At 73.3% G+C, this 26,218-nt stretch carries 16 protein-coding genes; 8 read left to right on the top strand and 8 right to left on the bottom strand.

The annotated features are described in order from the left end of the window. Nucleotides 1-337: 337 nt before the first annotated feature. On the bottom strand, nucleotides 338-2,752 hold the full coding sequence (locus tag ACFYYN_RS13455) for a glycoside hydrolase family 32 protein (RefSeq protein WP_500545862.1): 2,415 nt from the start codon (nucleotides 2,750-2,752) through the stop codon (nucleotides 338-340). A 129-nt stretch (nucleotides 2,753-2,881) separates the two neighbouring features. After that, a complete protein-coding gene (locus ACFYYN_RS13450) occupies nucleotides 2,882-3,895 on the bottom strand; it encodes a carbohydrate kinase family protein (RefSeq protein WP_500545861.1) in 1,014 nt (337 codons plus the stop codon). A gap of 260 nt (nucleotides 3,896-4,155) precedes the next feature. Between ACFYYN_RS13450 and ACFYYN_RS13445 the strand changes: the two genes are divergently transcribed. The 6 genes from ACFYYN_RS13445 (at nucleotide 4,156) to ACFYYN_RS13420 (ending at nucleotide 10,792) form a co-directional block, all read left to right on the top strand. After that, nucleotides 4,156-5,157 (top strand): sugar ABC transporter substrate-binding protein, encoded by a 1,002-nt coding sequence (locus tag ACFYYN_RS13445; RefSeq protein ID WP_500323531.1) that lies wholly within the window; start codon nucleotides 4,156-4,158, stop codon nucleotides 5,155-5,157. Between the two features lie 5 nt (nucleotides 5,158-5,162). Next, nucleotides 5,163-6,158, top strand: coding sequence for an ABC transporter permease (locus ACFYYN_RS13440; RefSeq protein ID WP_500323532.1), 996 nt, complete (start codon nucleotides 5,163-5,165; stop codon nucleotides 6,156-6,158). Next, on the top strand, nucleotides 6,155-7,054 hold the full coding sequence (locus ACFYYN_RS13435; RefSeq protein ID WP_500545860.1) for an ATP-binding cassette domain-containing protein: 900 nt from the start codon (nucleotides 6,155-6,157) through the stop codon (nucleotides 7,052-7,054). The genes ACFYYN_RS13440 and ACFYYN_RS13435 overlap by 4 nt, the downstream gene beginning before the upstream one ends. 50 nt (nucleotides 7,055-7,104) lie before the next feature. Then, on the top strand, nucleotides 7,105-8,133 hold the full coding sequence (locus ACFYYN_RS13430) for a LacI family DNA-binding transcriptional regulator (RefSeq protein ID WP_500545859.1): 1,029 nt from the start codon (nucleotides 7,105-7,107) through the stop codon (nucleotides 8,131-8,133). 206 nt (nucleotides 8,134-8,339) lie between these two features. Further along, on the top strand, nucleotides 8,340-9,770 hold the full coding sequence (locus tag ACFYYN_RS13425) for a cytochrome ubiquinol oxidase subunit I (protein WP_500545858.1): 1,431 nt from the start codon (nucleotides 8,340-8,342) through the stop codon (nucleotides 9,768-9,770). Continuing rightward, the gene (locus ACFYYN_RS13420) at nucleotides 9,770-10,792 is read left to right on the top strand and encodes a cytochrome d ubiquinol oxidase subunit II (RefSeq protein WP_500545857.1); all 1,023 of its coding nucleotides are present in this window, start codon (nucleotides 9,770-9,772) and stop codon (nucleotides 10,790-10,792) included. The genes ACFYYN_RS13425 and ACFYYN_RS13420 overlap by 1 nt, the downstream gene beginning before the upstream one ends. Before the next feature lie 600 nt (nucleotides 10,793-11,392). Here the strand turns inward: ACFYYN_RS13420 and ACFYYN_RS13415 are convergent. After that, nucleotides 11,393-15,889, bottom strand: a complete 4,497-nt coding sequence (locus ACFYYN_RS13415) for a S8 family serine peptidase (RefSeq protein ID WP_500545856.1) — start codon at nucleotides 15,887-15,889, stop codon at nucleotides 11,393-11,395. A 150-nt stretch (nucleotides 15,890-16,039) separates the two neighbouring features. Then, nucleotides 16,040-17,389, bottom strand: a complete 1,350-nt coding sequence (locus tag ACFYYN_RS13410) for a zinc-binding dehydrogenase (RefSeq protein WP_500545855.1) — start codon at nucleotides 17,387-17,389, stop codon at nucleotides 16,040-16,042. A 90-nt stretch (nucleotides 17,390-17,479) separates the two neighbouring features. Here ACFYYN_RS13410 and ACFYYN_RS13405 point away from each other — a divergent pair, with 90 nt between their 5' ends. Continuing rightward, nucleotides 17,480-17,809 carry a hypothetical protein gene (locus tag ACFYYN_RS13405; RefSeq protein ID WP_500545853.1) on the top strand — a complete coding sequence of 110 codons (330 nt, stop codon included), beginning with the start codon at nucleotides 17,480-17,482 and terminating at the stop codon, nucleotides 17,807-17,809. A gap of 148 nt (nucleotides 17,810-17,957) precedes the next feature. Further along, complete coding sequence (gene wrbA / locus ACFYYN_RS13400; protein WP_500545852.1) at nucleotides 17,958-18,569, top strand: NAD(P)H:quinone oxidoreductase; 612 nt, start codon at nucleotides 17,958-17,960, stop codon at nucleotides 18,567-18,569. A 131-nt stretch (nucleotides 18,570-18,700) separates the two neighbouring features. Here wrbA and ACFYYN_RS13395 read toward each other — a convergent pair whose 3' ends face one another. The 4 genes from ACFYYN_RS13395 to ACFYYN_RS13380 all read right to left on the bottom strand — a co-directional run bounded on the left by ACFYYN_RS13395 (nucleotide 18,701) and on the right by ACFYYN_RS13380 (nucleotide 26,201). Next, nucleotides 18,701-19,006 (bottom strand): hypothetical protein, encoded by a 306-nt coding sequence (locus ACFYYN_RS13395; RefSeq protein ID WP_500545851.1) that lies wholly within the window; start codon nucleotides 19,004-19,006, stop codon nucleotides 18,701-18,703. 317 nt (nucleotides 19,007-19,323) lie between these two features. Beyond that, on the bottom strand, nucleotides 19,324-21,624 hold the full coding sequence (locus ACFYYN_RS13390) for a SpoIIE family protein phosphatase (RefSeq protein ID WP_500545850.1): 2,301 nt from the start codon (nucleotides 21,622-21,624) through the stop codon (nucleotides 19,324-19,326). Nucleotides 21,625-21,793: 169 nt separating this feature from the next. After that, nucleotides 21,794-25,276, bottom strand: a complete 3,483-nt coding sequence (locus ACFYYN_RS13385; RefSeq protein ID WP_500545849.1) for a phosphodiester glycosidase family protein — start codon at nucleotides 25,274-25,276, stop codon at nucleotides 21,794-21,796. Nucleotides 25,277-25,439: 163 nt separating this feature from the next. Then, the gene (locus tag ACFYYN_RS13380) at nucleotides 25,440-26,201 is read right to left on the bottom strand and encodes a GNAT family N-acetyltransferase (RefSeq protein WP_500545953.1); all 762 of its coding nucleotides are present in this window, start codon (nucleotides 26,199-26,201) and stop codon (nucleotides 25,440-25,442) included. Nucleotides 26,202-26,218: the final 17 nt, after the last annotated feature.

The following is a 26,218-nucleotide window of genomic DNA, read 5'->3' as shown; positions in this document are numbered from 1 at the left end:
TGTACAACGTTGGAAATTTTCGGCGCGGAGAGCATGAAAGCAGGGCCCCGCCGTCGTGTCCAGACCTCGCGTAGAAGCTCGTCAACGGGCCGTCAGGGCATGGCAGAACGTGCCGCGCACGCCACCGTGCCCGCTCCGGCGCAGAGCGGAACGGGATCAAGGGGCCGGATGGGCCTTCGTGAAGTGACCTCCAACTGGGGCGTGTTGGCGTGATGCGGGATGCCTTCATGGCGAACCGGATTTTGTTCAACGTTGGAAACCGGCGCGGCGGAAGGACCGCCCGGGGCCGGGCACGGAAGCCTGCCCCGGAGCGGTCCTCGATGGGTCAGCCGATGGGTCAGCCGATGGTCAGGTTCTGCACCAGGGTGTTGGCCGCGAAGCCGTTCACCCCGAACAACCCGCCCGCATAGGTGTCGTCGGTGGCGTCGATGACGGGGTCGGCGCCACCGCCGAGCCAGACCCGGATGCGGGAGCCGTCCGTGCGCACCTTCAGGTGGTAGGTGCGGCCCTCGACGATCTGGGTGGCGTAGGTCGCGATGTCCCGGCCCGGCCGCCACAGCTTGACCACGCCGCTGGAGTCGATGTTCGCCGTGTAGCCGGCGCCGTCGTCGCGGGCGCGGAAGGTGAGCCCGGCCGCCGTGCCGTTGGTGACGGACAGGTCGCCCTCGTACGTGAAGTCACCTCCCGTGCGGTCGCTGAGGTAGAAGCCGTCCTGGGACGAACTCCCCCTCAGCCCGGACGGTGTGACCGTCCAGGTCCCGCCCCGCGGGGTCCACCGGCCGGCGGGGAAGGCAGAGAAACCGGCCGTTCCGGTGTTGAGGTTCTGCACCGTCGCCGTGCCGTTGAAGACGTTCACCCCGAACACGCCGGTGGTGTAGGTGGCGTCGGTGGCGTCGATGACGGGGTCGGTGCCGTTGTCCAGCCAGACCCGGATGCGGGAGCCGTTCGTCTGCACCTTCAGGTGGTAGGTGCGGCCCTTCGTGACCGGGGTGGCGTAGGTCGCGATGTCCCGGCCCGGGCGCCACAGCTTGAGGACGCCGCTGGTGTCGATGTTCGCCGTGTAGCCCGCGCCCGAGGCGTTCGCGCGGAACGTCAGGCCCGCGGCCTGCGCGGTGTCCAGCGTGAGGTCGCCCTGGTAGACGGCGTCACCGCCGCTGCCGGCGCTCAGGTAGAAGCCGTCGCCGCCGGTCGAGGCGCGCTTGCCGCCGCTGACGTCGGTCCACGCCCCGCCCGCGGCGTGCCACGGGCCCTTGAGGTTGCTCTCCAGGGTGGACTGGGCCGTGCCCCAGCTGGTGTTGAGGCGGGTGAAGGTCGCGCTGTCCAGCTTCACCCTGCCGCCGACGGCGAAGAGCCGGATGCCCTGGCTGTCCGCGGCGGAGTCGAAGTCGACGTTGTCGGACAGGGAGTAGAGCCCGCCGTCGGCGAACGTCTCCAACTGCCCCCGGTCCACCAGCAGCCGCATCGTGACCTTGCCGTTCCGCGGCTTGAGCGGCTTGCCCCGCAGGGTCTGCGCCTTGGTGTCGTAGACGACGCTGCGGTCGGCCGTCCCGTCGGAGCGGGCGTGCAGGTCGAAGCCGAACTGCGTGGCGGTCGCGCCCTTCACGTCGAACTGGGCGGTGATCTCGTACGTGTCGGCCTTGATGCCCCCGAAGAGGTTGTCGTCCTTGACCGCGGTGACCGTCTGGTTCTTCCAGCTGCGGGTCTCCGAGCCCAGTGAGGCCAGCTCGGCGACCGGTGTCCGGGTGATCCGCGGTCCGTCGGGGGTGCTGACCAGGCCGAGGGAGGCGGGGAAGGTCGAGTTGCCCGTCCAGGTGCTGCCGCGGTTGCCGCCCTGCCAGGCCATCTGCACGGTGCGGCCGTCGGGCGCGTTGGTGAACGTCTGGGCGGCGTAGAAGGTGCCCCCGGCGAAGGTGGTGCCCAGGTCCATCTGCTGCGGGCCGGTCCAGTCGGTGCGGAAGGTCGTGCCGTCGAAGGAGCCGACGACGTACTGACCGGACGCGGAGGTCAGGACCCACCGCTGCTGCCCGGCCTTGCCGTCCAGGGCCAGGGGGTACATGTCGGGGCACTCGAAGAGCCACGGTGCCTTGAAGCGGCTGGCGAAGGTCCAGTCGAGGAGGTTCGGGGAGGTGTAGACGGACACACCGTTGCCGCCCTCGTTGGACCAGACGACCATGGCCCAGCGGTGGCGTGCCGCGTCCCAGAAGACCTTGGGGTCACGGCTCTCGGCGGGGATCTCGATCTGCTTGCGGCCCTTGTCGTAGGCCTGGAAGGTCCGGCCGTCGTCGTTGCTGTAGAAGACGCTGACGCCGTCGGTGTTGGAGAACACCACGATCGGGTCGAGGGAGCCCGTCTTCAGCCCCGAGGTGTTGTCCTTGTCCACGACGCCGCCGCCCGAGAAGAGCGTGCCGGGGTGGACGCCGGGTTCGAGCGCGATCGGCTTCTGGGTCCAGTGCACCAGATCCGGGCTGGTGGCGTGGCCCCAGTGCATGGTGTCCCAGGCCAGGCCGTGCGGATTGTGCTGGTAGAAGAAGTGGTAGAGCCCGTTTGCGTACACCAGGCCGTTGGGGTCGTTCATCCAGCCCGACTGCGAACTGAAGTGGAACTGGCCGCGGAACGGCTCGCTGTAGGTGGTCGCCGGATACGGGAACTCCGGGTATTCCCCCACGGTCCCGGCGACCGCGGGGGTGCCGGGCAGCAACGCGGCCAGGCTCGCGATCAGGGCGACGAGCAGCGCCCCGACTCTTCGACGCATGTGAACCCACTCTCTGCACGCCGGTGATGTCATCGTTGACACATGTCATCGCTGACATCCGATCGATGACCGATGATGGGCCCCTGCCGGGAGCCCGTCAACGCCCCGTGCAGGATCGGCTGCGGCCCCTCATGAGGCCGGACGACCTGTCAGATCGGCAGCATCCGACTCCAGTTGGTGGGCCCACGGCGGGTTCGGCCCGGCGACGGCGCAGGTCAGCGCGGCCACGCGGGTCCCGTACGCGCAGGCCGCCACGACGTCGTCGGTCCGCAGCCGGTCGAGCCGGCCACCCAGCAGCCCGCGGCCGCCGAGGTGGTGGAGGAGCCCCGCCGTGAAGGAGTCCCCGGCACCGACGGTGTCGACCACCCGCGCCGGCACACCGGGCACGGAGACCCGCCGGCCGTCGAGCGAGGCGAGGACGCCCCGCGCCCCGAGGGTGACCACGACCAGGCGGGCCCCCGACGCGTGGAAGTCGTCACAGGCCGCCTCCGGCGTGGTGCCCGGGGCCAGCACGGCGAGGTCGTCCTCGCTCAGCCGGAGGATGTCGGCCGTCGCGCACCACGTCCGGATCCGGTCCCGGTAGACCCGCGGATCGACCAGGGCGGGCCGGACGTTGGGGTCGATGCTGACCGTCGCGTGCTGCCGTGCCCCGGCCAGCACCTCCTCCACGAGGACGGCGCCCGGTCGTCTGACCAGGGCGAGCGAACCGGAGTGGACGCAGGCCGCATCGCCGGGTGCGGCCCGGCCCAGCTCCTCGCGCGTCCACTGCCAGTCCGCGGTGCCCTCGGCGTGGAAGGAGTACGCGGCCTGCCCGTCGCCGTCGACGTCGGCGACCGCCAGCGTGCTGGGTTCGGGAGCGTCCACGGCCGCCGAAAGGTCGACACCCGATGCCAGCAGGTGGGTGCGGAACAGGCGGCCGAAGACGTCCCCGGACAGCCGTGCCAGCAGCCGGGTCGGGGTGCCGAGACGGGCCAGGCCCACAGCGGTGTTGGCCGGACCGCCGCCCGGCAGGACGCGCAGCCGCAGCTCCTGCGACCCGTCCGGGGAGCGGCCGTGCGCACCGGACGGGGCCGCCCCGTGCCCGGGTTCGGGGAAGACATCGGCGACGCACTCTCCGAGCACGGTGACCTGACGCGGCTGCATGGGGTGGTTCCTCCAGGTGGGAGCGGGGACGTGGGCCGGCGCCGGCGGCGGCCCGGGCGGGGTGTCGGGGGCGGGCGCCACGTGCTGCCAACGGGCTTCCTCGGCAAAGGCATTGACGTTGCCGGAGCGGGAGTCCATCATCCTCCGCATGCGGTGTCAACGATGACATGTGTCAACGTTGGCATTCTCCTGGCGAGATCCTTCGCCGAACGCAGCGCCATACGGCTTTCCCCGCTCACTGCTTCCCGTAGGAGTCGCAGATGTCCCGTAGAGCCCGTCCGGTCCTCGTCATCGGTGCCGCCGGCCTCGCCCTGTCACTGGCCGCGTGCGGTTCCGGTTCCGGTGGCGGCTCCCCGTCCGGGGGCAAGGTGAAGGTCGGCCTGATCACCAAGACCGACACCAATCCCTACTTCGTCAAGATGAAGCAGGGCGCAGAGCAGGCCGCCAAGAGCGAGAACGTCGAACTGACCACCGCGGCGGGCAAGTTCGACGGCGACAACGCCAGTCAGGTCACGGCGCTGGAGAACATGGTCGCCGCCGGCGTCAAGGGCGTGCTCATCACCCCCAACGACTCCAAGGCCATCGTCCCCGCCATCGCGAAGGCGCGTGCCAAGGGCGTGCTCGTCATCGCCCTGGACACCCCTCCGGAGCCGCAGGACGCCGCCGACGCGCTGTTCGCCACCGACAACGTGAAGGCCGGCGAGCTGATCGGCGCGTACGCCAAGGCCGCGATGGCCGGCAAGACGCCGAAGATCGCCACGCTGGACCTCGCCCCCGGCGTGTCGGTCGGCGTGCAGCGCCACGAGGGCTTCATCAAGGGGTTCGGGGTCGGCGCCTCAGACCCGTCGATCGTCTGCTCCCAGGACACCGGCGGCGACCAGGCCAAGGGCCAGACCGCCATGGAGACCTGCCTGCAGAAGGCACCCGACATCAACCTGGTCTACGCGATCAACGAGCCGGCGGCGCTCGGCGCGTACACCGCCATCAAGGCCAAGGGCCGCGAGAAGGACGTCACGATCGTCGCCATCGACGGCGGCTGCACCGGCGTGCAGGCGGTCAAGGACGGCAAGATCGCCGCGACCTCCCAGCAGTACCCCCTGAAGATGGCCGCCGACGGGGTCAAGGCGGTGGCGGCGTTCGCCAAGGACGGCAAGAAGACCAGCGGCTACACCGACACCGGCGTCACCCTGATCACCGACAAGGCGCAGACGGGCGCGGAGTCCAAGGACACCGGCTTCGGCCTGCAGAACTGCTGGGGCTGAGCCCGGTGACCGCATCCACCTCGCTCCCCGCCGTGGGCAGGGAACCGGCCGCGCTGCGCCGGTTCCTCACGGCGCCCGCCGCGGGACCGTTCGCGGCCCTCGTCCTCGCCTCGGTCTTCTTCTCCCTGGCCACCGACCAGTTCCTCTCCGGCGGCAACTTCTCGCTGATCCTCCAGCAGGTCATGGTGGTCGGCACGCTCGCCATCGGCCAGACGCTGATCATCCTCACCGCCGGCATCGACCTGTCGTGCGGGGCGGTCATGGCGTTCGGCGGCATCCTCATCGCCAAACTCGCCGTCCAGGGGCCGCTGCCGCCGCTGCTCGCCATCGCCCTCGGCATCCTGGTCTGCGGAGCGTTCGGGCTGGTCAACGGGCTGCTGGTGCGGACGGTTCCGCTGCCCCCGTTCATCGTGACCCTGGGCATGCTCAACGTCGCCTTCGCCCTCACCCACATCTACTCCGACGAACAGACCGTCACCGGCCTCCCGGAACCGCTCACCGCGCTGGGCCGCACCTTCCCGCTCGGCAGGACCGACGTCACCTACGGGTCGCTGGTCACGATTGCCCTCTTCCTGGGCTTCGCCTACGCGCTGAGCAGCACCGCCTGGGGCCGCCACGTCTACGCCCTCGGCAACAGCGCGGAGAGCGCACGGCTCAGCGGCATCCGGGTCTCCCGGCTCACCGTCGGCGTCTACACGGTGGCCGGACTGGTCTACGGCATCGCCGCCCTGCTGCTGGTGTCGCGGACCGGGGTCGGCGACCCCCAGGCGGGGCAGACCGACAACCTCGACAGCATCACCGCCGTCGTCCTCGGCGGCACGAGCCTGTTCGGCGGCCGCGGCACCGTCCTCGGCACGTTCGTCGGTGTGCTCATCGTCGGCGTCTTCCGCAACGGCCTGCAGCTGATGGGCGTCTCCTCCGTGTACCAGACGCTGGTCACCGGCGTGCTGGTGATCCTCGCGGTGACCGTCGACCAGCTCTCGCGAAAGGGGACCCGATGACCGGCTCCGCCCCCCAGGACCCGGCCCCCCAGGACCCGGCGTCCCCCGCACCGGAGGCCCCGGCGCCCGCCACCGGGCCCGAACCCGTGCTCAGCGCGCGCGGGCTGGTCAAGCGCTACGGGCACGTCACCGCCATCGACCACGCGGACTTCGACCTCATGCCCGGCGAGGTGCTGGCCGTCATCGGCGACAACGGCGCCGGCAAGACCAGCCTGATCAAGGCGCTCACCGGCGCGCTCGTCCCGGACGCCGGCGAGATCCGGCTGCACGGCAGGCCCATCAGGTTCGCCGGGCCGCAGGACGCGCGGGCGCACGGCCTCGAGACGGTGTACCAGGACCTCGCCGTCGCGGCGTCCATGGACATCGCGTCCAACATGTTCCTGGGCCGCGAGATCCGCCGCCCCGGCGTGCTCGGCTCGGTGCTCCGCCTGCTGGACAAGAAGGCGATGCGCCGTCAGGCCGCCGACCACATGGCCGCGCTCAAGGTCGGCGTCGGCTCGATCACGCAGCCGGTGGAGACGCTCTCCGGCGGCCAGCGCCAGGCCGTCGCCGTGGCGCGCGCGGCCGCCTGGGCGCGCAGCGTCGTGGTGATGGACGAGCCGACCGCCGCCCTCGGCGTCAAGGAGTCCGGACAGGTCCTCGACCTCATCCGCCGGGTACGGGACAAGGGCATCCCGGTGATCCTCATCAGCCACAACATGCCCCACGTCTTCGAGATCGCCGACCGCGTCCACGTCCACCGGCTGGGCAGGCGGGAGGCCGTCATCAAGCCGTCGGACTACTCGATGGCCGAGGTGGTGGCCATCATGACCGGCGCGCTCGGCGTGCGACCGGACGGCGGTACGGTCGTGGCGGACAGTGACGCAGCCTCGGCCGCAGGGGTCGGGGGGAGCTGACCGACGGACCCCGGCATCCGCGGGGCCGACATCCGGAGAAAAGGTGGTCCATGACAGCGACCCGCAGACCGACCCTCGCCGACGTGGCCCGCGAGGTGGGTGTCAGTGCCAAGACGGTCTCCCGGGTGCTGAACGAGGACGGTCCCAGCTCCGCGGAGACCAGGAGGCGGGTGCTGGAAGCCGTGGCGAAGCTCGGCTTCCAGCCCAACCTCATGGCCAGGAGCATGCGGGTGGGCGGCCCCGACACCACCGTGGGCCTGGTGGTGCCGGACCTGGGCAACCCGTTCTTCGGCGCCGTCGCCGGCGGCATCGAGGACGCCGTGCACGGGCACGGACTGACGCTGCTGATGGGCTCGTCGGACGACGACCCGGAGCGGGAGCACGTGCTGATCGGCACCTTCCTGGCCCGCCGGGTCAGCGTGCTCATGGTCGCGCCCGCGGTGGGCGCCGACCACGCCCACCTCAAGTCCCACCGGGCCGCCGGACTGCCGGTGGTCTTCCTCGACCGGCCCGGCAACGGCCTGACCGCCGACACCGTGGTCAGCTCCAACCGGGCCGGGACGCAGGAGGGCGTCGCCCACCTGATCGCCGGCGGGCACCGCAGGATCGGGTTCATCGGCGACCTCCCGGCCCGGCTGTACACCCGCCGCGAGCGGCTCTCCGGCTACCGCGCCGCGCTCGCCGAGGCGGGGCTGCCCCACGACCGTGCCCTCGTCGCCGACGCGCACGACCCGGCCGGCGCCGCCGAGGCGACGGCCCGGCTGCTCGCCCTGCCTGACCCGCCGACCGCGCTGCTGTCGGGCAACAACGTCATGACGATCGGGGTCATGGCCGAGCTCTCCCGCGGCGGGCGCAAGGACGTCGCGGTGGTCGCCTTCGACGACGTCCCCATGGCCGCCATCCTCGAACCCGCCCTCACCGTCGTGGCCCAGAATCCGGTCACCATGGGCGAGTTGGCGGGCTCCACCGCCCTCGAACGCCTCGGGGGCGACCGCACCCGGGCCCGTACCCTCCTGGTCGAGACCCGGCTCGTCCCCCGTGGCTCGGGGGAGCTGCCCCCGCCCGCCCGTACCCGCTGACCGCCGGGCGCCGCGCCGGGGGACCGGCCGGAACGCGCCCACCGAACGGGTCATCGGCCCCCGCCCGCAGTGCGCATTCCCGCCCATACCGGTGGTCGTGACCTATGGTGAGCGTCCTGTCACGAAAGGGTCGTGGTCGATGTGATGGCGGTGGCGTGCACGGGGGGCCCAGGCCGGAAGCCCCCTGCTGACCGGCGGTGCGGGCGATGACGGGGGCCTGGCAGGAGCTGGCGCAGGGCCTCGGGTCGGCGGGTGATCCGGCGCAGTTGCTGCCGGCCCGTCAGCAGATGGCCTTCACCCTGGGCTTCCACATCATCCTGGTGCCGTTCGGTGTCGCCCTCACCACGCTGATGCTCATCGCGAACCACCGCGGTCTGCGCCGCGGGGACGCCGACGCCATGCTGCTGGCGCGGCGCTGGTCGAAGGTGGCCGCGGTGCTCTTCGCCGTGGGGGCGATCACGGGCACCGTCCTCTCCTTCGAGCTCGGCATCCTCTGGCCGGGCCTGATGCGCGGGTACGGCCCGGCCTTCGGCTTCCCGTTCGCCATCGAGGGGCTGTTCTTCTTCCTCGAGGCGATCTTCGTGTCCCTCTACATCTACGGCTGGGACCGGCTGTCGCCGTGGGCGCACTTCTGGACGGGCGTACCGGTGGCGCTCTCCAGCATCGGGGGCGCGGCCGCCGTCATCGCGGCCAACAGCTGGATGAACCAGCCCGGCGGCTTCACGATGCGCGACGGGAAGACCGTGGCCGTCCGGCCGGCGGAGGTCTTCTTCAACGGGGCGTTCCGGTGGGAGTTCCTCCACATGCTGCTCGCCGCGTACATCGTCGCCGGATTCGCGGTGGCGAGCGTCTACGCGGTGGGCATGCTGCGGGGCCGTACGTCCCGCTACCACCGCACCGGGTTCCTCATCGGCTTCGTCACCGCCGCCGTCGCGCTGCCCCTGCAGGTCGTGGTGGGCGACACCATCGCCCGGTACGTGTACCAGGCCGAGCCCGCCAAGTTCGCCGCGGTCGAGCTGCTGCCGCGGACCGGCACGCACGTCCCGGAGACGCTCGGCGGGGTACTGGTCGACGGCGAGGTCCGGTACGGGCTCCCCGTACCGGACATGGCCTCCCTGCTGGCCGGATTCCACCCGTCCACCGAGATCCAGGGGCTCGAAGCGATCCCCGCGGACGTACGCCCCTCGGACCGGATCGTCAGCACCGTCCACCTCGCCTTCGACGTCATGGTCGGGCTGTCCTTCGCCCTGCTGGCGCTCGTCGTGTGGTTCCTCTGGCTGTGGTGGCGGCGGCGCTCCCTTGAACGGCAGCGGTGGTTCCTGCGCTGCTGCGCGGTCAGCGGGCTCGCCGCCGTGGCCTGCCTGGAGACCGGATGGATGGTCACGGAGTTGGGCCGCCAGCCGTGGACCGTCGTCGGCCACCTCCTCACCCGCGACGCGGTGACCACCCAGGGCAACCTGTGGCCGTTCTTCGGGTCGGTCGTCGTCATCTACGCGGCCGTGGGCGCCGGCGCGGTGACGGTGCTGCTGTCGATGAAACGGCGCTGGCAGGCCGGGGACGACGACAGCGTGGACGTCCCCTACGGTCCGCGCAGCGGTCCGGAACCCGTCGGCGCGCGAGCCGGGACGGAGGAGTGATGCCGGAAGCCGTCGCGGCCTTCCTCTTCCTCGGCGTCATCGCGTACTGCCTCTTCGGCGGCGCGGACTTCGGCGCCGGTTTCTGGGACCTGACGGCGGGCGGGGCCGAGCGGGGCCGGCGCCCCAGGCACCTGATCGACACCTCCGTCGGCCCGGTGTGGGAGGCCAACCACACCTGGCTCGTCTACTGCCTGGTCTTCCTCTGGTCGGGGTTCCCGGCCGCGTTCACCGCCATCACCACGACCCTCTATGTCCCGCTGGGCATCGCCGTCCTGGGCATCGTGCTGCGCGGCGCCGGCTTCGCCTTCCGCAAGGCCTCGCTGCGCACCCCCGAGCAGCGGGTGTACGGGGTCGCCTTCGCCGCGTCGTCCGTCCTGACCCCGTACTGCTTCGGGTCGATCGCCGGGGGCATCGCCTCCGGGCGCGTGCCCTCGGCGGGCAACGGGAACGCCGTCACGAGCTGGCTGAACCCCACCTCGGTGCTCGGCGGCGTGCTGGCCGTCCTCGTCTGCGCCTACCTCGCCGCCGCCTACCTGTACGTGGCGGCCCGTCAGCACCGCGACCACACCCTGCAGCGGCACTTCCGCAGCAGGGCCCTGTGCGCCGCCGTGCTGACCGGGGCCGTCAGCATCGCCGGCGTCTTCGTCCTGCGGCAGGACTCGCCGCACCTGTTCCGCCGCCTCAGCCACGGCGCCCTGCCGCTGGTGCTGCTGGCGGCGCTCTGCGGGGTCGCGACCATGGTCATGGTGTGGCGTGAGCGGACGAGGTTGCTGCGCGGGCTCGCCGCGGCCGCGGTCGCCCTGGTCGTGCTCGGGTGGGGCGTCGCCCAGTACCCGTACCTCCTCGGCACCCATCTGGAGATCGGCGAGGCCGCGGCCCCGCAGGCCACGCTGGCGGTGACGATCGGCGTCGCCGTCGTGGCCGGACTCCTCATCTTCCCCTCCATCGCGCTCCTCTTCCGGCTCGCCAACCGGGGCGCTCTGCGACCGCCGGAAGGGGAACCGGCCGAGCCGCGGCCCTGAGGGCACGTCCTCCCGGTGCTCGTGAACGGGAGGCGATCGCGCGCCGGGGCACCGGCGGGCCCGGGCTCGCGCGGACGGGGAGATCATGTCTCGCCGGGGTCGCACCGGGCAGTTCCGTGACCCCGACGGGCGGACCGAGGGCGCGGGCACCGTGGCGCGGGTTCCGGCCGTCATGCCGTCACCGAGGGGCGAGTCCCGGGCCGAACGCCCCATCGGCGCCAGCACGCTGCCGGAGAGGAAGGTGCCGAGGCCGACGCGCGGCGCGTGGGTGGCGGTGGAGCGGGCGTCCAGGGGCGCGGGCAGGGTGACGGCACCGGACGTGCCGGCCCACATGATGACGTGGTCGCCCTCGTTCCGGACGGCGCCCACCCGCGCCTGGGCGGTGCGGCGCTGTCGGGGTGCCGGCTCCCGCTCGCCGGGACCGCGCGCCCCGTGTTCCGGTGTCCCCGGGCATGGCCGTACCGGTGATCCGGTCGGCGGGAACGCATCCGGTGATGACCGCGGCCCGGCCGGCGTACCCCCTGCGGAGGGCACGCCGGCCGGGCCCACCGGTCAGCCGGAGACGCCGAGCACGGTCTCGCCCGAACGGCCCGCGCCGGTTCAGGTCACCCGTACCGTCAGCGTCCGTCCGCGGCCGTGCGGGACCGTGACGAACGCGTGGGCGAAGCCCGCGGCCGTCGCGCGGCCGGAGCCGACGACCCGGCCGTCGAGCCGCACGGTGAACCGTTCACGCGGCGACAGGCCCGCCGCGGTGACCGACGCCGCGGAACCGGCGGCCGCCTCCCTGGGCATGGTGTCGACCACGAACGGCGACCGGGACCCGGAGCCGCGCACCGGTTCGAGGTCGTCCGCGTCCACCGGCGACACGAGGATCCGCCGCACCGCCAGGGCCTGGAAGATCGGGCCCTGGATCTCGTAGTACGCGGTGGCCCACAGCGGCCGCCCGGCGGGCACCGTGACGGTCCGGGAGATCGGCGCCCCCTCCTGCGGGCTGCGCGTGGTGGGGATGCGCTCGTCGAGGAGGAGCGAGCTGCCCGCGTAGATCTCCGGGCCCTCGCCGACGGTCAGGGCGAATCCCCCGCTGTACGCCGCGGGACGGTTGGTCACGGTCATCCTCAGCGGCGCGGGGCCGCCGTGCTGCTTCGCCGGGGTGCCGCGCCGGAAGGTCGCGTGGAACGGCTCCACCATCGCGGGCCGGCCGGTGCGCCCGGCACGGTCCTTGTTCCGGTACGTGGCCACGGTCGTCCCGTCGAGCACGAGGTCGAGGCGGTCCACCCCGGTCGTGTCGTAGGAGCGGGTGAACGTGTCCTCGGGATCGGTCTGCAGGGTGGCGAGGACCAGGTCGCCGTTGGTCAGCTTGTAGCGCAGCGTCGGGAAGACCGGCACCTCCGAATTGTTGGTGTAGCTCACCTGCGCGGTGTGCGCCGTGGCGCGGTCCTCGGTGATGGACGCGGTGCTCGCCTTGACGGCGGTGGGCGTCCAGGTCACCGACTTGGTCTGCCCGGTGCGGCCGTGGCCTTCAACCACGGCGAGGGTGGCGGTGAGCTTCCCCGGCCTGGTCTCGACCGGGTCGGACTTCCAGGCGTACCAGGGCAGTTCGCCCGCGTCGACGGCGAGCGTCCGGTCCAGGTAGGTGCCGGAGGCGCCGCGGACGGTGATGCGCACCGTGCCCTTGCCCTTGACGGCCGTGGTCATCGCGGCCAGCGGGTTGCCGTCGAAGGCGTGGGCGTCGGAGTGCTCGGCGTCGCCCAGGACCAGCTTGGCGACGGTGAAGGAACCGCCCGCGCTCCGGCCGCCGTACCTGACCTCCAGGGTCTGCTTCCCGGTGGCGATGTCGCCCGGGAGGGTGATGAGACGGCCCACGCCGCCGTCGTCGGTGGTGCGTCCGGTCGCCAGCACCCGGTTGGTGCCCTTCACCCGGATCTGGAAGTCGACGGCCGGGGTCAGGTCCTTCGCCACGACGACGGCGGACTGGCCCGGCACGGCGTAGGCGGGCTTGACGGCGACCGTGGGCCGGGCGCCGGGGGAACCGCCGGGCGGGCCGGTGCGCGGGTCACCGGTGACGGTCACGTAGGTGGTCCGTCCGGTGTCGCCGTACGTGACGCGGCCGAGGTACACCGCTCCGGCCCGCAGGCCCTTCCAGGACAGGGTGACCGGGGTGGTGCCGCCCGCGTGCAGGGCCGCCGTGGCGGGCTGCGCGGTGAACGAGCCCTCGGCGCCCTCGTCGCCCAGGGCGAAACTGGTCACCGTGAAGTCGAGCGGTCCGGACCCGGCGAAGAAGTCCACCTCGACCTCGTACAGACCGGGCTCGGGGTCCTCCAGGTCGAGCTGCTCGTCGGCGGACTCGGTGGCCGCCCGGTCGACCAGCGCCGTGTCGCCGTACTCGTTGAGCCGGTACACCGACAGGTCCAGGTCGGCCGAGTCGTCGGCGGCGTCGAGGGCGAAGCGGGCGTGCTCCGTCCCGGCCGGCACCTCCACGACGTGGGTCCGCGCGGGTCCGCCGACCGTTCCCGAGTCCTGGACCCGCAGGCCGCGGGAGAGCCCGGTGAGGTCCAGCGGCACGTCGCGGTCCTCGCCGCCCTTGAGGGTCACGGTGGTCCGGCCGGTGCCGCCCGAAGCGGCGACCGCCGTGGGCGCCACCAGGGTCACCGGTCGTACGGCGAGCGCGCTGCGCACGCTCTGCTCACCGGCGCGCCAGGTCAGGTACCCCGTGGCGTACTCGCCCAACGGCGCGGTGGTCCGCGTGAACGTCACCTTGAACGTCCTGGACTGCCCCGCCCCGGTGAAGGTCAGGGACCGCGGCTCGACGACGGTGTCCACGCCCGGGATCCGCACGGGGTCGGCGGTGAAGGTGCCGGCCCCCGTCGACGTCACGGTGCGGGTCACGGTCTGCCGGCCGGCCAGCGAACCGACGCCGATCGACGCCAGGTTGAGGTCGGACGGCGCGGGCGCCGTGCGGTCGCCCTTGACGGCGGCGACGTACCGCGCCCAGTCGTCGGGACCGTTCAGGTACAGCAGCCCGGGGTGCAGGTAACGGGTCGCGTCCACCTGGCCGTTGCCCTGGGCGAAGACGTCCTCCGACGCATCCCCCGCGCCCGTCACGGTGGGCCGGGTGGTGGTCATCAGCGCGGACTTGATCTCGGCCGGGGTCGCCTGCGGGTGCAGGCCGAGGTAGAGCGCGCCGAGACCGGCCACGTGCGGGGACGCCATCGAGGTGCCCGACATGAAGGTGAAGCTCGGCCGCCCACCGGCGGCATTGGCGGCGTCGGCGAGGACGGCCACACCCGGTGCCGCCAGGTCGGGCTTGATCAGGTCGCCGCCGTCGGCCTGGACCGGGCCGCGCGAGGAGAACCCGGCGATCTGCGGGACCGCCGCCGACGCCAGCCGGTGCGGGTTGCCGTCCACCAGGGTCGCCGTGGGCGCGTCGGTGGCGGCGTACGAGACCAGCGCGTCGTAGCCGTCCGCGTCGACGGCGACCGTCGGGACGGCGTGGGTGTCGAGGTCCGTCGAGTCCGGCGAGGGGTTCACCAGGACCATCCCGATGCCGCCCGCGCGCTTCACCTCGGCCGACTTGGCCGCCCGGTCGTACGTACCGCGCTCGCAGAGCACGATCGCGCCCTTGACCTTGGCACCGTCCAGGCTGTCGGGACCGCACAGCTGCGGCCGGACGGAGATCGCGGTCCCGGCGCCCGAGGCGGCGACCAGCGGGCCGGTCACCTTGCGGCCGTCCGCCGGGAGCGAGACGGACGCGCCGAGCACGTTCTGGCCGTCGCCGAGCTCCACCGTGGCCTCGCGGGTCGGCATGGTGCTCGCCGCCGCGGTGGTGATCCACGGCGAGGCGTTGTCGACGGTGCTGTCGCCGGGGCCGGAGTTGCCGCCGGCGGTGGCGACGAAGATGCCGCTCGCGGCGGCGTTGCGGAACGCCTCGTCCACGACCGAGTCGGTGGTGAGGGCGCCGCCGGCCGAGCCGATGGAGTAGTTGATCACGTCGACGTTGTCGGCGACGGCCGCGTCGATCGCGGCCAGCAGGTCACCGGTGGCGCAGCCGTCGTCCGTGGTGTCCTTCGCGTCGGGACCGCTCCAGCAGGCCTTGTAGGCCGCGACCTTGGCGGCCGGCGCGACACCGGAGATCGGGCCCATCGGCACGCCGCCGAGGTCGGCGGCGACGCCGTTGGCACCCGCCGCCGTGCTGGCGGTGTGCGAACCGTGCGCCTCGCCGTCCCGCGGCGACAGGTACTCGCCGACCGAGGGGCCGCCGATGTGGGTGGCGCCGAAGTTGTCGACGAAGTAGCGCGCGGACACCAGCTTGGTGGAGCAGTCCGCGGCGGTGAACTGGACGCCCGCGGTGCAGGTGCCGGTGAAGGTCCCGCCGTCCGCCTTGCGGAAGGTGACCACGGAGCCGTCCAGGTACGGCTCCTGACCGGGCGCGGTACCGAGCGGCGCACCGGCGAACGAGGGGTTCTCCGGGGCGATGCCGGTGTCGACGACACCGACGACCACGCCCTTGCCGGCACCTGCGACGCCACCGTTGGCGGCCCACACCCCGCTCTTGCCGCTGAGGCCCAGGTAGTCCGTCGAGTTGACGGCGGCCAGCGGCTTGCGCAGGTCGTCCTTGACGACCGACACCACCGTGGGGTCGGCGCGCAACTCCTCGACCTGCCGCGGCTGGAGCTCGGCCGTGAAGCCGTTGAGCGCGGCGGAGTACGAGGAGATCACGCGGGCGCCGACCGTCTTGGCCGCGTCGTCCTGACGCTCGCGCAGGTAGGTGCGGTAGGCGCGGACGGGGGCGGAGCCGGCCTTCAGGCCTTCGCCCTCGCGGGGGGCCGTGCGGGCCTTGCCGGCCACGCCGCCGGTGTACGTCGCCGCGGCCGGTTCGCGCAGGGTGACGATGTACCGCCCGGCGGACGGCGGTTCGCCGTTCCCCGGGTCGTGCGCGGCGAACGGCGCCGGGACGGCGGGTGGCGTGGGGACCGGGGCCGCGACGGCCGGTGCCGGGGCGGCCGCGGTGAGGACCGTCAGGCTGACGCCGGCGACGAGGGCCGCGAGTGACCGCGGTATCGCCGACCGGCGCGCAGGCGGATGGGCAGGTGGTGCCACCAAAGCTCCTTCATCAGGGGGTGGCCGGACAGCCCGGCCGGATGGAACGCCGTGCGGGCGCACACAAGTTCTAGCCGGGTGATCCTTTGGTGACCAACGTCCTGCGCTGCCGAAACCGGCCAGTGGCCAGAAGGGGCCACCGCCTTCCGGTCAGATCCAGTTGCGGCGGGCCGCGGCGACGCCCGCGCCGAACCGGTTGGTGGCGCCGAGTTCGGTGAACAGGTCCTGGATCCTGCGGCGCAGCGTCCGGGGCGACATGCCCAGCTGGCGGGCGATCGCCTCGTCCTTGACGCCGGCCGCGAAGAGCGCGAGCAGGTTCCGTTCCTCGTCGGTCGGCCTGCGGGACCCGTCCGCTGCGTCCGCCGGATCCCCCGGGCCCGCCGTCGGCAGGGTGCCGGATCCCGGCTCACCGGTCAACGGGGAGGCGGAGGCCCAGTACTTCTCGAAGAATTCACCCAAAGCCTCCAGCAGGGGCGGGGATTCGGTGTAGAGGTACTCGGCGCTCCCGACCGACAGGCTCAGCGACACCATCGCGGCCGACCGGTCGGCCATCGCCAGCTTGATCGGCAGCGCCGGCACGACCCTGGCCTCCTCCCCGCGCGACACGAGGCTGCCCAGCTCCTGCCACCCGCCGTCGGCCTCGAAGCTGGCGGCGGCGTAGACCGCCCGCACCCGCACGCCCCGCCGTACCGCCGCCTCGTCGAGCGGCTCGTTCGGGGCGAGCAGGAACGGTGGGCGGTCCAGGGCGCACAGCTCGGTCCGCGCGGTCTGCTTGAGCCGGTAGTAGCGGTCCCCGACGGCCTCCAGGCCGCTGATCACGGCGGTGCCGGGACCGCCGTCCCTGGCCCTCCTGGCCGCGTCGAAGAGTACCCCGAGCGGGCCGGCCGCCTCGCGCACCGCGGCCAGTTGGCGCTCGCGCGACTCGACGAGCGCGTGCAGCGCGTGCCGGGGGTCCACCGTGAAGAACTCGCCCGAGGAGCGGCGGCTCATCAGCCCCGCGTGGTGGAGCTGCTCGAGGACCGCCAGCCCCTCGTCCGCCGTCACGCCGAGGGCGGCGACCACGTCGTCGACGGTCGTGCTGTCGCGGGACAGCAGGAGGCGGTAGGCCCGCTCCGCCACCGTGTCCACCCCGACCCACGCGAGCGGTGCGTCATTCTCCACGAGAGCATCCATTCCTGCCGTCCACGTCGCCGACGAGATCGAACCAAGAACGGGCGGCAACTTCAAAGCCGTGGGTCGGGTGACGGCGACGACCACCTTGCCCCGGGAGCCGCCCGCGGCCAGCAGGCGCTGGGCGTCGGCCGCGCGTTCCAGCGGGTAGGAGGCGGCGACCCGCACGGACAGCCTCCCGGCCTCGGCGAGCACCACCAGCGCGGCGAGGTCCGCCCGGTCGAGGCGGCAGAAGACCGGTACGACCCCCCGGCAGCCCGGTCTCCGCGACGGAGGCCACCCGGGCCTCCGTACGGGCGGCGTCCGCCGTCGCGGCGGGGGTGCCGCCACCGGCGGTGTCGAGCACCGCGTCGGCGCCGCCCCGGAGCTCGTCTTCACCTACGACCGGGTCGGCGCCCTGCGCGACCGGAGGAACGGCCCGTGGCGCTGCTGCCGCGCGGGCACCGGCTCGCCGCCCGCGGTGAGGTGACCACCGCCGAGGTGCGCGAGGATCCCGCCTTCCGGGAGGAGTGCCTGCCGGTGGGTCTCGACGAGATCGTCGACCGGGTGGCGCTGGGCCGGCTGGTCACCGTCGTCGGCTCGGCCGCCGCGGACCGTCTGACCCGGGACGTGGTCGCGGTCGCAGACCTGCCCGCGATGACGCTGGCGCCGGCCTGGCCCCGGCAGGCCGGGCGCCCGGAGGTCGCCGCCTTCGCCCGTACCGCGCGGAGCATGGCGGGCGGCCGCGGGGCGGGGGACCGGGCGGCGTGACATTCGTCGCACGAGGGCCGGTGGACAGGGGTGCCCCAATGTTGTTTATTCTTCAACCAGTGAAGCGCGGCCCGCCCCCACGGGCCGCGGTGTCCCTGGACCACGCAACCCCGAATCGCGGGGAAGGTCCTCCCTGAAAGGAACCACCTTGTCGATCAAGCTCGCGATCGTCTACTACTCCTCCACCGGCACCATCACCGAGATCGCGAAGGAGATGGCCGAGACCGCGGAGAAGGCCGGCGCCGAGGTCCGCCTGCTCAAGGCCGCGGAGCTCGCCCCGCAGGCGGCGATCGACTCCAACCCCGCCTGGGCCGCCAACCACGCCGCCACCGCCGACGTCCCCGTGGCCACCCCCGCCGACGTCGAGTGGGCCGACGCCGTGATCTTCGGCACCCCCACCCGCTTCGGCAACATGTCCTCGCAGCTCAAGCAGTTCATCGACACCCTCGGTGGCCTGTGGGCGCAGGGCAAGCTGGCCGACAAGGTCTACAGCGGCTTCGTCTCCACCGCCACCTCCCACGGCGGCCAGGAGTCGACCCTCCTCGCCCTGTACAACTCCATCCACCACTTCGGCGGCATCGTCGTGACCCCCGGTTACACCGACCCCGCCAAGTTCATCGACGGCAACCCCTACGGCACCTCCCACGTGGACGCCCAGGGCAACAACCCCGTCAACGACACCACCCGCACCGCCGCCCGCATCCAGACCGAGCGCGTCATCAAGCTCACCGCCGCGCTGAACCGCGGCCTCGCGGGCTGACCCCGAGCCGACGGCGCACCCGCTGAGACGGACGTTCACGGGTGCGCCGTCCATCCACTCGGCGGCGCCTCCTCCTGTCGTGCCGGAGGCGCCGCCGACCCGTACCCGTACCCCGGATACCCCCCGCCGCTTCAGGAGCAGGGATTGCTGAGGTACACCCAGCCCAGCGGATCCCACCGCAGGCGGCGCACCTCGACACCGTCGATCTCGGCGTCGTCCTCACGCGCAGCGCGGGACCGGGGGAGCGAGGCCCGCCCCAGCGCGATCGCCACCGCGTCCTCGGCGTCGTCCGCCTCGCCGACCACGAAGAACTGCCTGCCGACGGAGCCCCGGGGCGTACGGAAGCGGAAGCCCACGAACCACCGGTCCTGGCCCGCGCAGCCGCCGTCCCCACCGACGTCGGCGGTCCCCCCGTGACGGTCTCCGGTGCTGGACATGGCGGGTTTCCCTGCTCCTCGGCTGCTGAGGTTCGTCGGCATGCGCCGCCGCTGGGCGACGAGACTTCACGGTGACACGGCGGAAGCCCGGTGAAAAGGGGACAAAGTCCCCCCCTCCGGGGAATGCCCCGCCGCCGTCCGGAGGGGCCTCAGTCCCGCGCCGTTCCGGGACCGGACAGGTGCTCCCGGAAGAAGGGAAAACGGCCTCGTCGAGCGCGCGGTCGACGTACTTCGGCACGTCGTAGAAGTCCATGTGGGTGCCGCCCTCGACCACCACGAGCCGCGGCCCGGGCAGGGGTGACGGGGGTCCGGCGGACTCAGCGGCCGTCCGTGGGTGTTCCGACCGGCTGCTGGGCCCACACCGTCTTGCCCTGGGCCCGGTAGCGGACGCCCCACTGGTCGGCGAGGCCCGCGATGATGAACAGCCCCCGGCCGTTCTCGTCGACGGTGCGCGCGTGCTTCACGTGCGGGGCGCCGGGGCCGGTGTCGCTGACCTCGCAGGTCAGCATCTGCTCGAGGACCAGGCGCAGGCGCAGGGGTGGAGTGCCGTACCGCACCGCGTTGCCGACGAACTCGCTGACGATGAGTTCGGTGGTGAACGCCGTCTCCTCCGCCACGCCCCAGGCCGCCAGCTGCCGGCGGGCCGCCGCGCGGGCGATCGGTGCGGCCTCGGCGCCGGGCGGCAGCGCGCAGGTCAGCACCCGGTCCGCGGGCAGCGCCCGCGTACGGGCGAGCAGCAGCACCGACTCTTCGCCCGCGTCCGAGCCGGTGGACGCCGACCCGATGGCGTCGCGCACCTCCGGCAGGGGCCGGGCGCCCGCGCCGTCCAGCAGCGGCCGCAGCGGCGCGGACGGCGCCAGGACCCGCTCCGCGAACGAGGTCGTCGCCATGGCCAGGGTGCTTCCCGGAGGGAGGCCGACGGTGGTCGCGGGGAATGGGGCGTTGTCCTGTCCGCTGAGCAGGGGACCCGCGGGGACGGCCAGGGTGGCCGAGGTGCCGTCGGGGAGGACGACGACCGGCTCCGGCAGGCCTGCCAGGGCGACGGTGCAGGTGAGTTCCACCGGGTCGTACACCGCGATGGCGCAGCCGATGTCGATCGGCTCGAAGTCCAGTTGCGGCAGTGCGGCGGACGCCGCGGCGAGGCGGGAGGCGGTCTCGCTCAGCCGGGCCAGCAGCTCGTCCGGGGGCAGGTCCAGGGCGGCGAGGGTGTGGAGGGCCGTCCGGACCAGCCCCATCGTGATGGCCGCGACGATCCCCCGCCCGGCCACGTCCCCGACGACCAGCGCGGTCCGTGCGCCGGGCAGCGGGATCGCGTCGGACCACGCGCCGCCGCCCTCCACACCGGGCTGGTGCAGCCGGGCGACCTCCACGGTGGGCCGTCCCGCGGGCTGTCCAGGGAGCAACCGGCGCTGGAGGGTCGAGGCGATGATCCACTCGCGCATGTACTGCCGGGCGTTCTCGATGGAGAGGGCGGCGTGCGCGCACACGGCGGAGGCCACCGCCAGGTCGTCCTCGTCGAAGGGCTCCCGGTCCTGTTCGCGGTAGAAGCTGACCACGCCCAGGGCCTGGTCGCGCAGCGTCAGCGGGGCCACGATCAGGGAGTGGGCGCCGGCTCCCAGGATGGCGTCCGTCCGGGCCGGGTCGGTGGGCAGCCACGGGGTGTGCTCGTCGATCGGCACCAAGCGGGCCCTGGCGTCGGACAGGGCGTCCGTGAACGGGGTGCCGGGCGGGAGGGGACGCACCTCTCCGACCGGGTACGCCGACAGGCGGCCCCGGAACGCGGCCCGACGCAGGGGAACGTCCTGGTGCACCGGCACCTTGGGCGGTTCCTCCCCGCGGACGACCTCGTCGACCATCTCGACGACGGCCGTGTCGGCGAAGACGGGCACGACCGCGTCCACCAGTTCCCGCGAGACGAGGCCCACGTTGGGCACGTGCCCCACCTGTGCGCGCACCTGTTCCAGAAGGTCCAGGCGGCCCCGTGCCTTCTCCCGGTCGGTGACGTCGACCGCGGACGCCACCAGCCCGAGCACGTCGCCCCGGGAGTCCTCCAGGCGGAAGTAGCAGACGGAGCGCATGCGGCACCCGCGCCGGTCCGGTGACCCGGGGCCGTGGGCGAGCCGGTTCAAGACCGGTTCCCCGCTCTCCAGGACCTGCCGCGCCACGTCCGCCTCCACCTCGGGGCCGGCGAGGCCGTACACCTCGGTGAAGTGCCGGCCCAGCGGGTTCCCCGCCCGCGCGCCACCCGCCGCGGTGACGCCGGCGCTCATCCGGATCACGCGCAACCGCCGGTCGAGGACGAGGAGTTCCATGGGGGAGTCGGTGAAGACGGCCTTCAGGATCGCCACGTCCTGTTCCGACAGTGCCGTGTCCACCGGCGCGCGCACCCGCCACAGCACCGAGGTGCCGCGCAGCACCGGCTCGACCCGTACCGGGACGCCGCCGGGAAACCCGGCGCGCGGACGTCCGGCGTCCGCGGCGATCCCGTGCAGGAGCGCGCCCAGGGACCTGCCGACGGCCTCCTCGGCGGCGCACCCGAACAGCTCCTCGGCCGGACGTCCCCACTCGACCACCCGGCCGTCCTCGTCGACGAGGAGCAGCACGTCACCGCTGGGCATGGACCACGCACCTCCGGCTCCATGCCTGCCCGTCCCGTCCCGGCCGCAGGCCCGCCCACGCGACAGCTCCGCCGATCGGCTCAGCCCGTACCGCCGCCGGACACGGCACGGCCCTTCCGGGCGGCGCTCCCCGGTACGGGACGCGCCCGGAAGGGCCGGGTGCCGGCGCTCAGCCGCGGCGTACCGTGATCGTGCGCTCGGTGGTCACGCCGTTGACGGTCACGCGGAGCACCGCGGTGCCGGTGCGCAGTCCCTTGACCGTCGAGGTGGCCGGGTCGTAGGCGATGACGGGCGCCCCGTCGTGGTGCCCGTGCCCGTGCCCGTGGCCGTCGCCGTCGGCGCCCGCCACGTCGACGCGGCTGCCGGCCCATGCGGCGCCGACCGGCCAGGCCACCGGGACGGTACGGGTGCCGTCCTGGGTGACCGTCGCCGAGGCGTGGCCCACGCCGCCGACGGTGAGCGTGGCCGGGGCGACCATGTCCACCGCGTCGGTGCGGGCGTGCACCTCGGCGCGCAGCCAGGTCCCGGAGTCACCGGAGGGGACGTCGAAGGGGTCGGCGACCCGGCCGTGGCGCGGGTCGATGCCCAGCATCGTCCAGCCGGTGAAGCCACCGTTGTCGGGCGTGCTCGCCGGATTCTTGCCGGAGTTGCCGTTCACCAGGTACGGGACGCCGTCGATCCGCGTCGCGGAGAAGGCGCCGACGTGGCCGGCGACGAACGCGGCGGACTTGTGGCCCTCGGCCCGGAAGTCCGCGAGCCACTGCTCGACCAGGGCGGCCTCCTTGCGGTCCCCGAGCTGGCTGGCCTTGTCCGGCAGCGGGTCCTCGGTCGGGTGGTGCTCGAACACCACGACACCGCTCACGGAACGGTCGGCGGCCGCGTCGCGGAGCTGGTCGTGCAGCATCTGGAGCTGGGCGAAGCCGCCGCCGCGCAGGGTGCCGCTGGAGGAGTCCAGGGTGATGAAGCGGGTGCCCTCGACGTCGAAGACCGACGTCGTGTCACCGAAGGCGGCCTTGAAGTTGGAGGTGTTCCCGGGGCCCATCACCTCGTGGTTGCCCGGCACGTAGTGCCACGGGACGGTGCCCTCGGTACGGGCGTCGAACTCGTCGAGCAGCGTGCGGGCGAGCGCGAAGTCGGCCGGGGAGCCCTCGTCGACGAGGTCGCCGTTGATCACCAGCAGATCGGGCTCGGCCGCGGCGATCTCCTCCAGGGTCCGGCGGGCCGCGGCGACCAGCGGGCTGCCGGGGTCACGGGCGACGAACTGGGCGTCGGACATGACGGCCACGCGCAGCGGACGGCCGTCGACGGTGCCGTTGGTCACGACCACCGGGTCCTCGACCTTCGGCCGCACCGGCAGCTCCACGTCGGGGGCGACCTTGACCCGCAGGTCGCTGACGGTGACCTCGCCGGTGTAGGAGCGGGCGGCGCTGGTCTCCAGCAGCCGGACGCGCTGGAACGTCAGCGGGTAGGGGGTGCCTACGGGCACGGGGAACTCGACCTTGCGCCAGCCGGTCCAGGTGATGGTGGGGCCGTCCAGGTTGGCGGTCACACCGGCGGCCGTGCGGTACTGCAGGCGCGGCCACTCGCCGTTGCCGTCGCCGTTGATCCACAGGGTGACGGCCTGCGGCTGGCCGGGCAGCTGGATCTGCTGCGGCGGCACGGCGTACTGGCCGCGGGTGGCCGTCGACCGGGTGAAGTCGTACGTCAGCTTCAGGCCGGGGGCGCCGTCGTGGCCCTCGGCAGGGGTGACGGAGCCGCCGGGAGCCCGGTCGTTCGCGGAGGTCCAGGAGGCGGCGTCCGACAGGTCCGCGAACGGCTTCTCGGCCAGGCCCACGGTGACGGCGACGTCGGTGGTCAGCTTCCCGACCGTCAGGTGCAGGGTGGTGGACGCGCCGTCGGTCAGGCCGCGCACGGTGAAGGTCGCGTCGTGCGCGGGCAGCACCGAGACGACCCCGTCGCCGCCGGTGACCTTGACGTCGGACGCGTCGATCGGGGCGGAGTCGCCGAGCGCGTCGTAACCGGTGACGGTCAGCCGGGCGGTGTCGTCCAGGCCGTCGAGGGCCACCAGGCTGCTGCCCGGGGCGATCCGCACCGCGGGAGCGAGCACGGTCAGCTCCGCCGAACCCGTGGCGCGGTGACCGGAGGAGGCCTCCACCCGGGCGGTGCCCGAGCGCCTGCCGGTGACGACGGCGGATCCGTCGTGCCCGGAGCGGACGGTCACCCTGCCGTCGCCCTGCCACCGCACCCGTCCGGCCGGCACCGGCGCGTACGTCTCGTCGTGGGCGAGCGCCCGCACGGTGCGGTGCAGCCCGGGGAAGACCTTCTCCGAACCGTCCGCGGTGAGCGCGGGCCGCACGCGGAAGCCGCGGACGGCGCCCGAGCCGGGCGCGGCGAACAGGCCCAGGCCGTTGGCGACCTGCCGCTCCGAACCGTCCGACGGGCTGTTGACCAGGCCCGTCGTGCTCTCGCCCGGCAGCCGGGCGGCCATGGTGGTGGAACCGCCGCCGTCCATGTTCAGGGCGTTCCGGGCGCCGAGGGCCTTCATGAAGGCGCCGAGCTCGTTGAGGTCCATGCCGCGGCTGTCGGTCTGCTTGCCGTCGATGGCGACCAGGTACATGGTGCGGCCGTCGGCGGAGAAGCCGACGCTGGTGCGGGAGGTGGCGGTGACGGTGTCGCCGTCCGTGTGGTGCTTGACCGTGCCGTCCGCGACGAGGACCTGGCCGCCGCCCACCGCGACCGCGACGTCGCCGAAGTCGGCGCGCGGCTTGTAGGCGACGGTGACGGCGTCGCCCGGCGCGAGCCCGGCGAGCGCGTCGGCGCCCGCCTCCCGGCCGAGCAGCACGCTGGTGCCCGCGGGGATCGGGCCGCTGCCGACGGAGGCGCGCACCTCGGTGACCTTGCCGTCGCGCAGCCGGACCTCGGTGACCCGGTCCGCACCGCTGACCGGCTTGGTGCGCGGGGAGACCCCCCACTGGTCGGTGAAGAGCCCGATCCCGCCGGCCGCCAGGACGGGGGAGTTGACCCCGGACAGCTTCAGGTGCTCCGTCCCGCCGACCGTGACGTCGCCCTCCAGGAACACCTGGGCGAGCCGGCCGAGACCGTCCGCGCCGATGGCGACGGTCTGGTTGCGGCCCTCGGTGGGCGAGTTGACCAGGCCGTCCTTGCGCGACACCGCCGCGCCGACCGGGGCCTCGGTGTCGTTCATGTCGAAGTAGTCGCCGTTGACTGCGGCGACGGCGCCGGTGCGCCGGGCCTGCTCGGTCACCCGGGACTTCCCGGTGACCGTGCCGGAGGATATGTGGTCCACGCTGAGCCGGTCCTCGGCGAGGTCCGCGACGAGCACCTGCCCCCGGACCCAGCCGTCGGTCTCGAAACGGTCGAAGCGGGTCAGGTTCAGCCCGGGCGCGATCGGCGTACGGGTCTCACGGGTGACGATCGACTCGCCGGGGGTGCTCGGGATGAGTCCGTGGCCGGAGCTGCCCGGCTCCGTCGCGCCCGCGGGCGCCGACACGAGCTGTTCGGGCGCGAACGCCTGGGCGGTCGTCATCATGCCGGCGCCGATGCTGAGCGCGGTGGCCAGGGCGAGCACGGCGGCACCACGTCGTGCCGCGGAACGCGGGCTCGGGACGGCGGGCTGGAGGGGGAACGGCACTTGCTGACTTCTTTCCCTGTTGGGGCGGTGGTCGCCGTTCAGTTGATGTGCCGTCGGTGTCGCAGTGCCGATAAACGGGTGGTCATCCGGGATGCGCAAGGTGAACATCCGTCACCGCCGGCCCTGTGAGCTGCGGCGACGCCCTTGGGTGCCGGCCGAGGGATCAGCCCGCGGGGGTGAGGTACGTCCAGGTCTCCACTAGCCGGAAGCCCAGGGATTCGTACAGGGGGCGGGACATGGGGGAGTTCTGCGTGAACGCGTGGCGCGCCCCCGACGCGACGGCGTCGTGGAGCCGGGCCGTCACCAGCGCGCGGTAGTGGCCGTTGCCCCGGTGCCGCGGCGGCACCGAACCGTTGAACAGCCCCACGTGGTCGCCGGCCAGGACGTTGAACCCGGTCGCGACGGCCTCGCCGTCCACGTCGAGGGTGAACGCGGTCATGTCGGGGGCGTCGAGCAGCGCCGGGAGGGCGAAGGCGTCCGCGACCTCCCCGGGCATGCCGAACCCCGCCGCGAGCGCGGCGGAGTACCGCCCGGCCTCGGCACCGGTGAGCTTGTGCACCGTGCCGCCCCCGGGCGGTACGGCGGGCAGATCGGCGAGCGACGCGGCGTCCCACGCCAGCAGCGGGAGCGTGGTGCCGGCCGTACGGCCGAACCGGGCCGCCAGCGCGGTCAGTTCCGGGCCGGCCTCGCCGCGGACCTGGATGCTCCAGGGCAGACCCGTCGCCGACAGCTCCTCGGCGAGGGCCTCGGTCTCCCGCAGGTCCCGTTCGTGACCCGCGGACACCGTGTTCAGGATGGCGACCGGCAGGCCGGTGCACACCAGCCGCCCGCCCTTCGGGCCGCGCCGCGTGAAGGCGCCGGGCAGGAGGTCCGTCAGCCGCTCCATGGCCCCGTGCAGGGCGTCCACCGCGGCATGGCTGATCATCTCGGTCACGCCGCGGA

The organism is Streptomyces sp. NPDC001902, assembly GCF_042891295.1.
In the GTDB taxonomy this organism is placed as follows: Bacteria; Actinomycetota; Actinomycetes; order Streptomycetales; family Streptomycetaceae; genus Actinacidiphila.
This window is presented reverse-complemented; position numbering and strand designations above follow the sequence as displayed.

What these genes read in the sequence shown, in the direction of transcription:
- ACFYYN_RS13395 (WP_500545851.1), bottom strand. Translation starts at nt 19,006, where the DNA reads ATGTCCAGCACCGGAGACCGTCACGGGGGGACCGCCGACGTCGGTGGG.
- ACFYYN_RS13455 (WP_500545862.1), bottom strand. Translation starts at nt 2,752, where the DNA reads ATGCGTCGAAGAGTCGGGGCGCTGCTCGTCGCCCTGATCGCGAGCCTG.
- ACFYYN_RS13450 (WP_500545861.1), bottom strand. Translation starts at nt 3,895, where the DNA reads ATGCAGCCGCGTCAGGTCACCGTGCTCGGAGAGTGCGTCGCCGATGTC.
- ACFYYN_RS13445 (WP_500323531.1), top strand. Translation starts at nt 4,156, where the DNA reads ATGTCCCGTAGAGCCCGTCCGGTCCTCGTCATCGGTGCCGCCGGCCTC.
- ACFYYN_RS13435 (WP_500545860.1), top strand. Translation starts at nt 6,155, where the DNA reads ATGACCGGCTCCGCCCCCCAGGACCCGGCCCCCCAGGACCCGGCGTCC.
- ACFYYN_RS13425 (WP_500545858.1), top strand. Translation starts at nt 8,340, where the DNA reads ATGACGGGGGCCTGGCAGGAGCTGGCGCAGGGCCTCGGGTCGGCGGGT.
- ACFYYN_RS13380 (WP_500545953.1), bottom strand. Translation starts at nt 26,201, where the DNA reads ATGATCAGCCATGCCGCGGTGGACGCCCTGCACGGGGCCATGGAGCGG.
- ACFYYN_RS13390 (WP_500545850.1), bottom strand. Translation starts at nt 21,624, where the DNA reads ATGCCCAGCGGTGACGTGCTGCTCCTCGTCGACGAGGACGGCCGGGTG.
- ACFYYN_RS13430 (WP_500545859.1), top strand. Translation starts at nt 7,105, where the DNA reads ATGACAGCGACCCGCAGACCGACCCTCGCCGACGTGGCCCGCGAGGTG.
- ACFYYN_RS13420 (WP_500545857.1), top strand. Translation starts at nt 9,770, where the DNA reads ATGCCGGAAGCCGTCGCGGCCTTCCTCTTCCTCGGCGTCATCGCGTAC.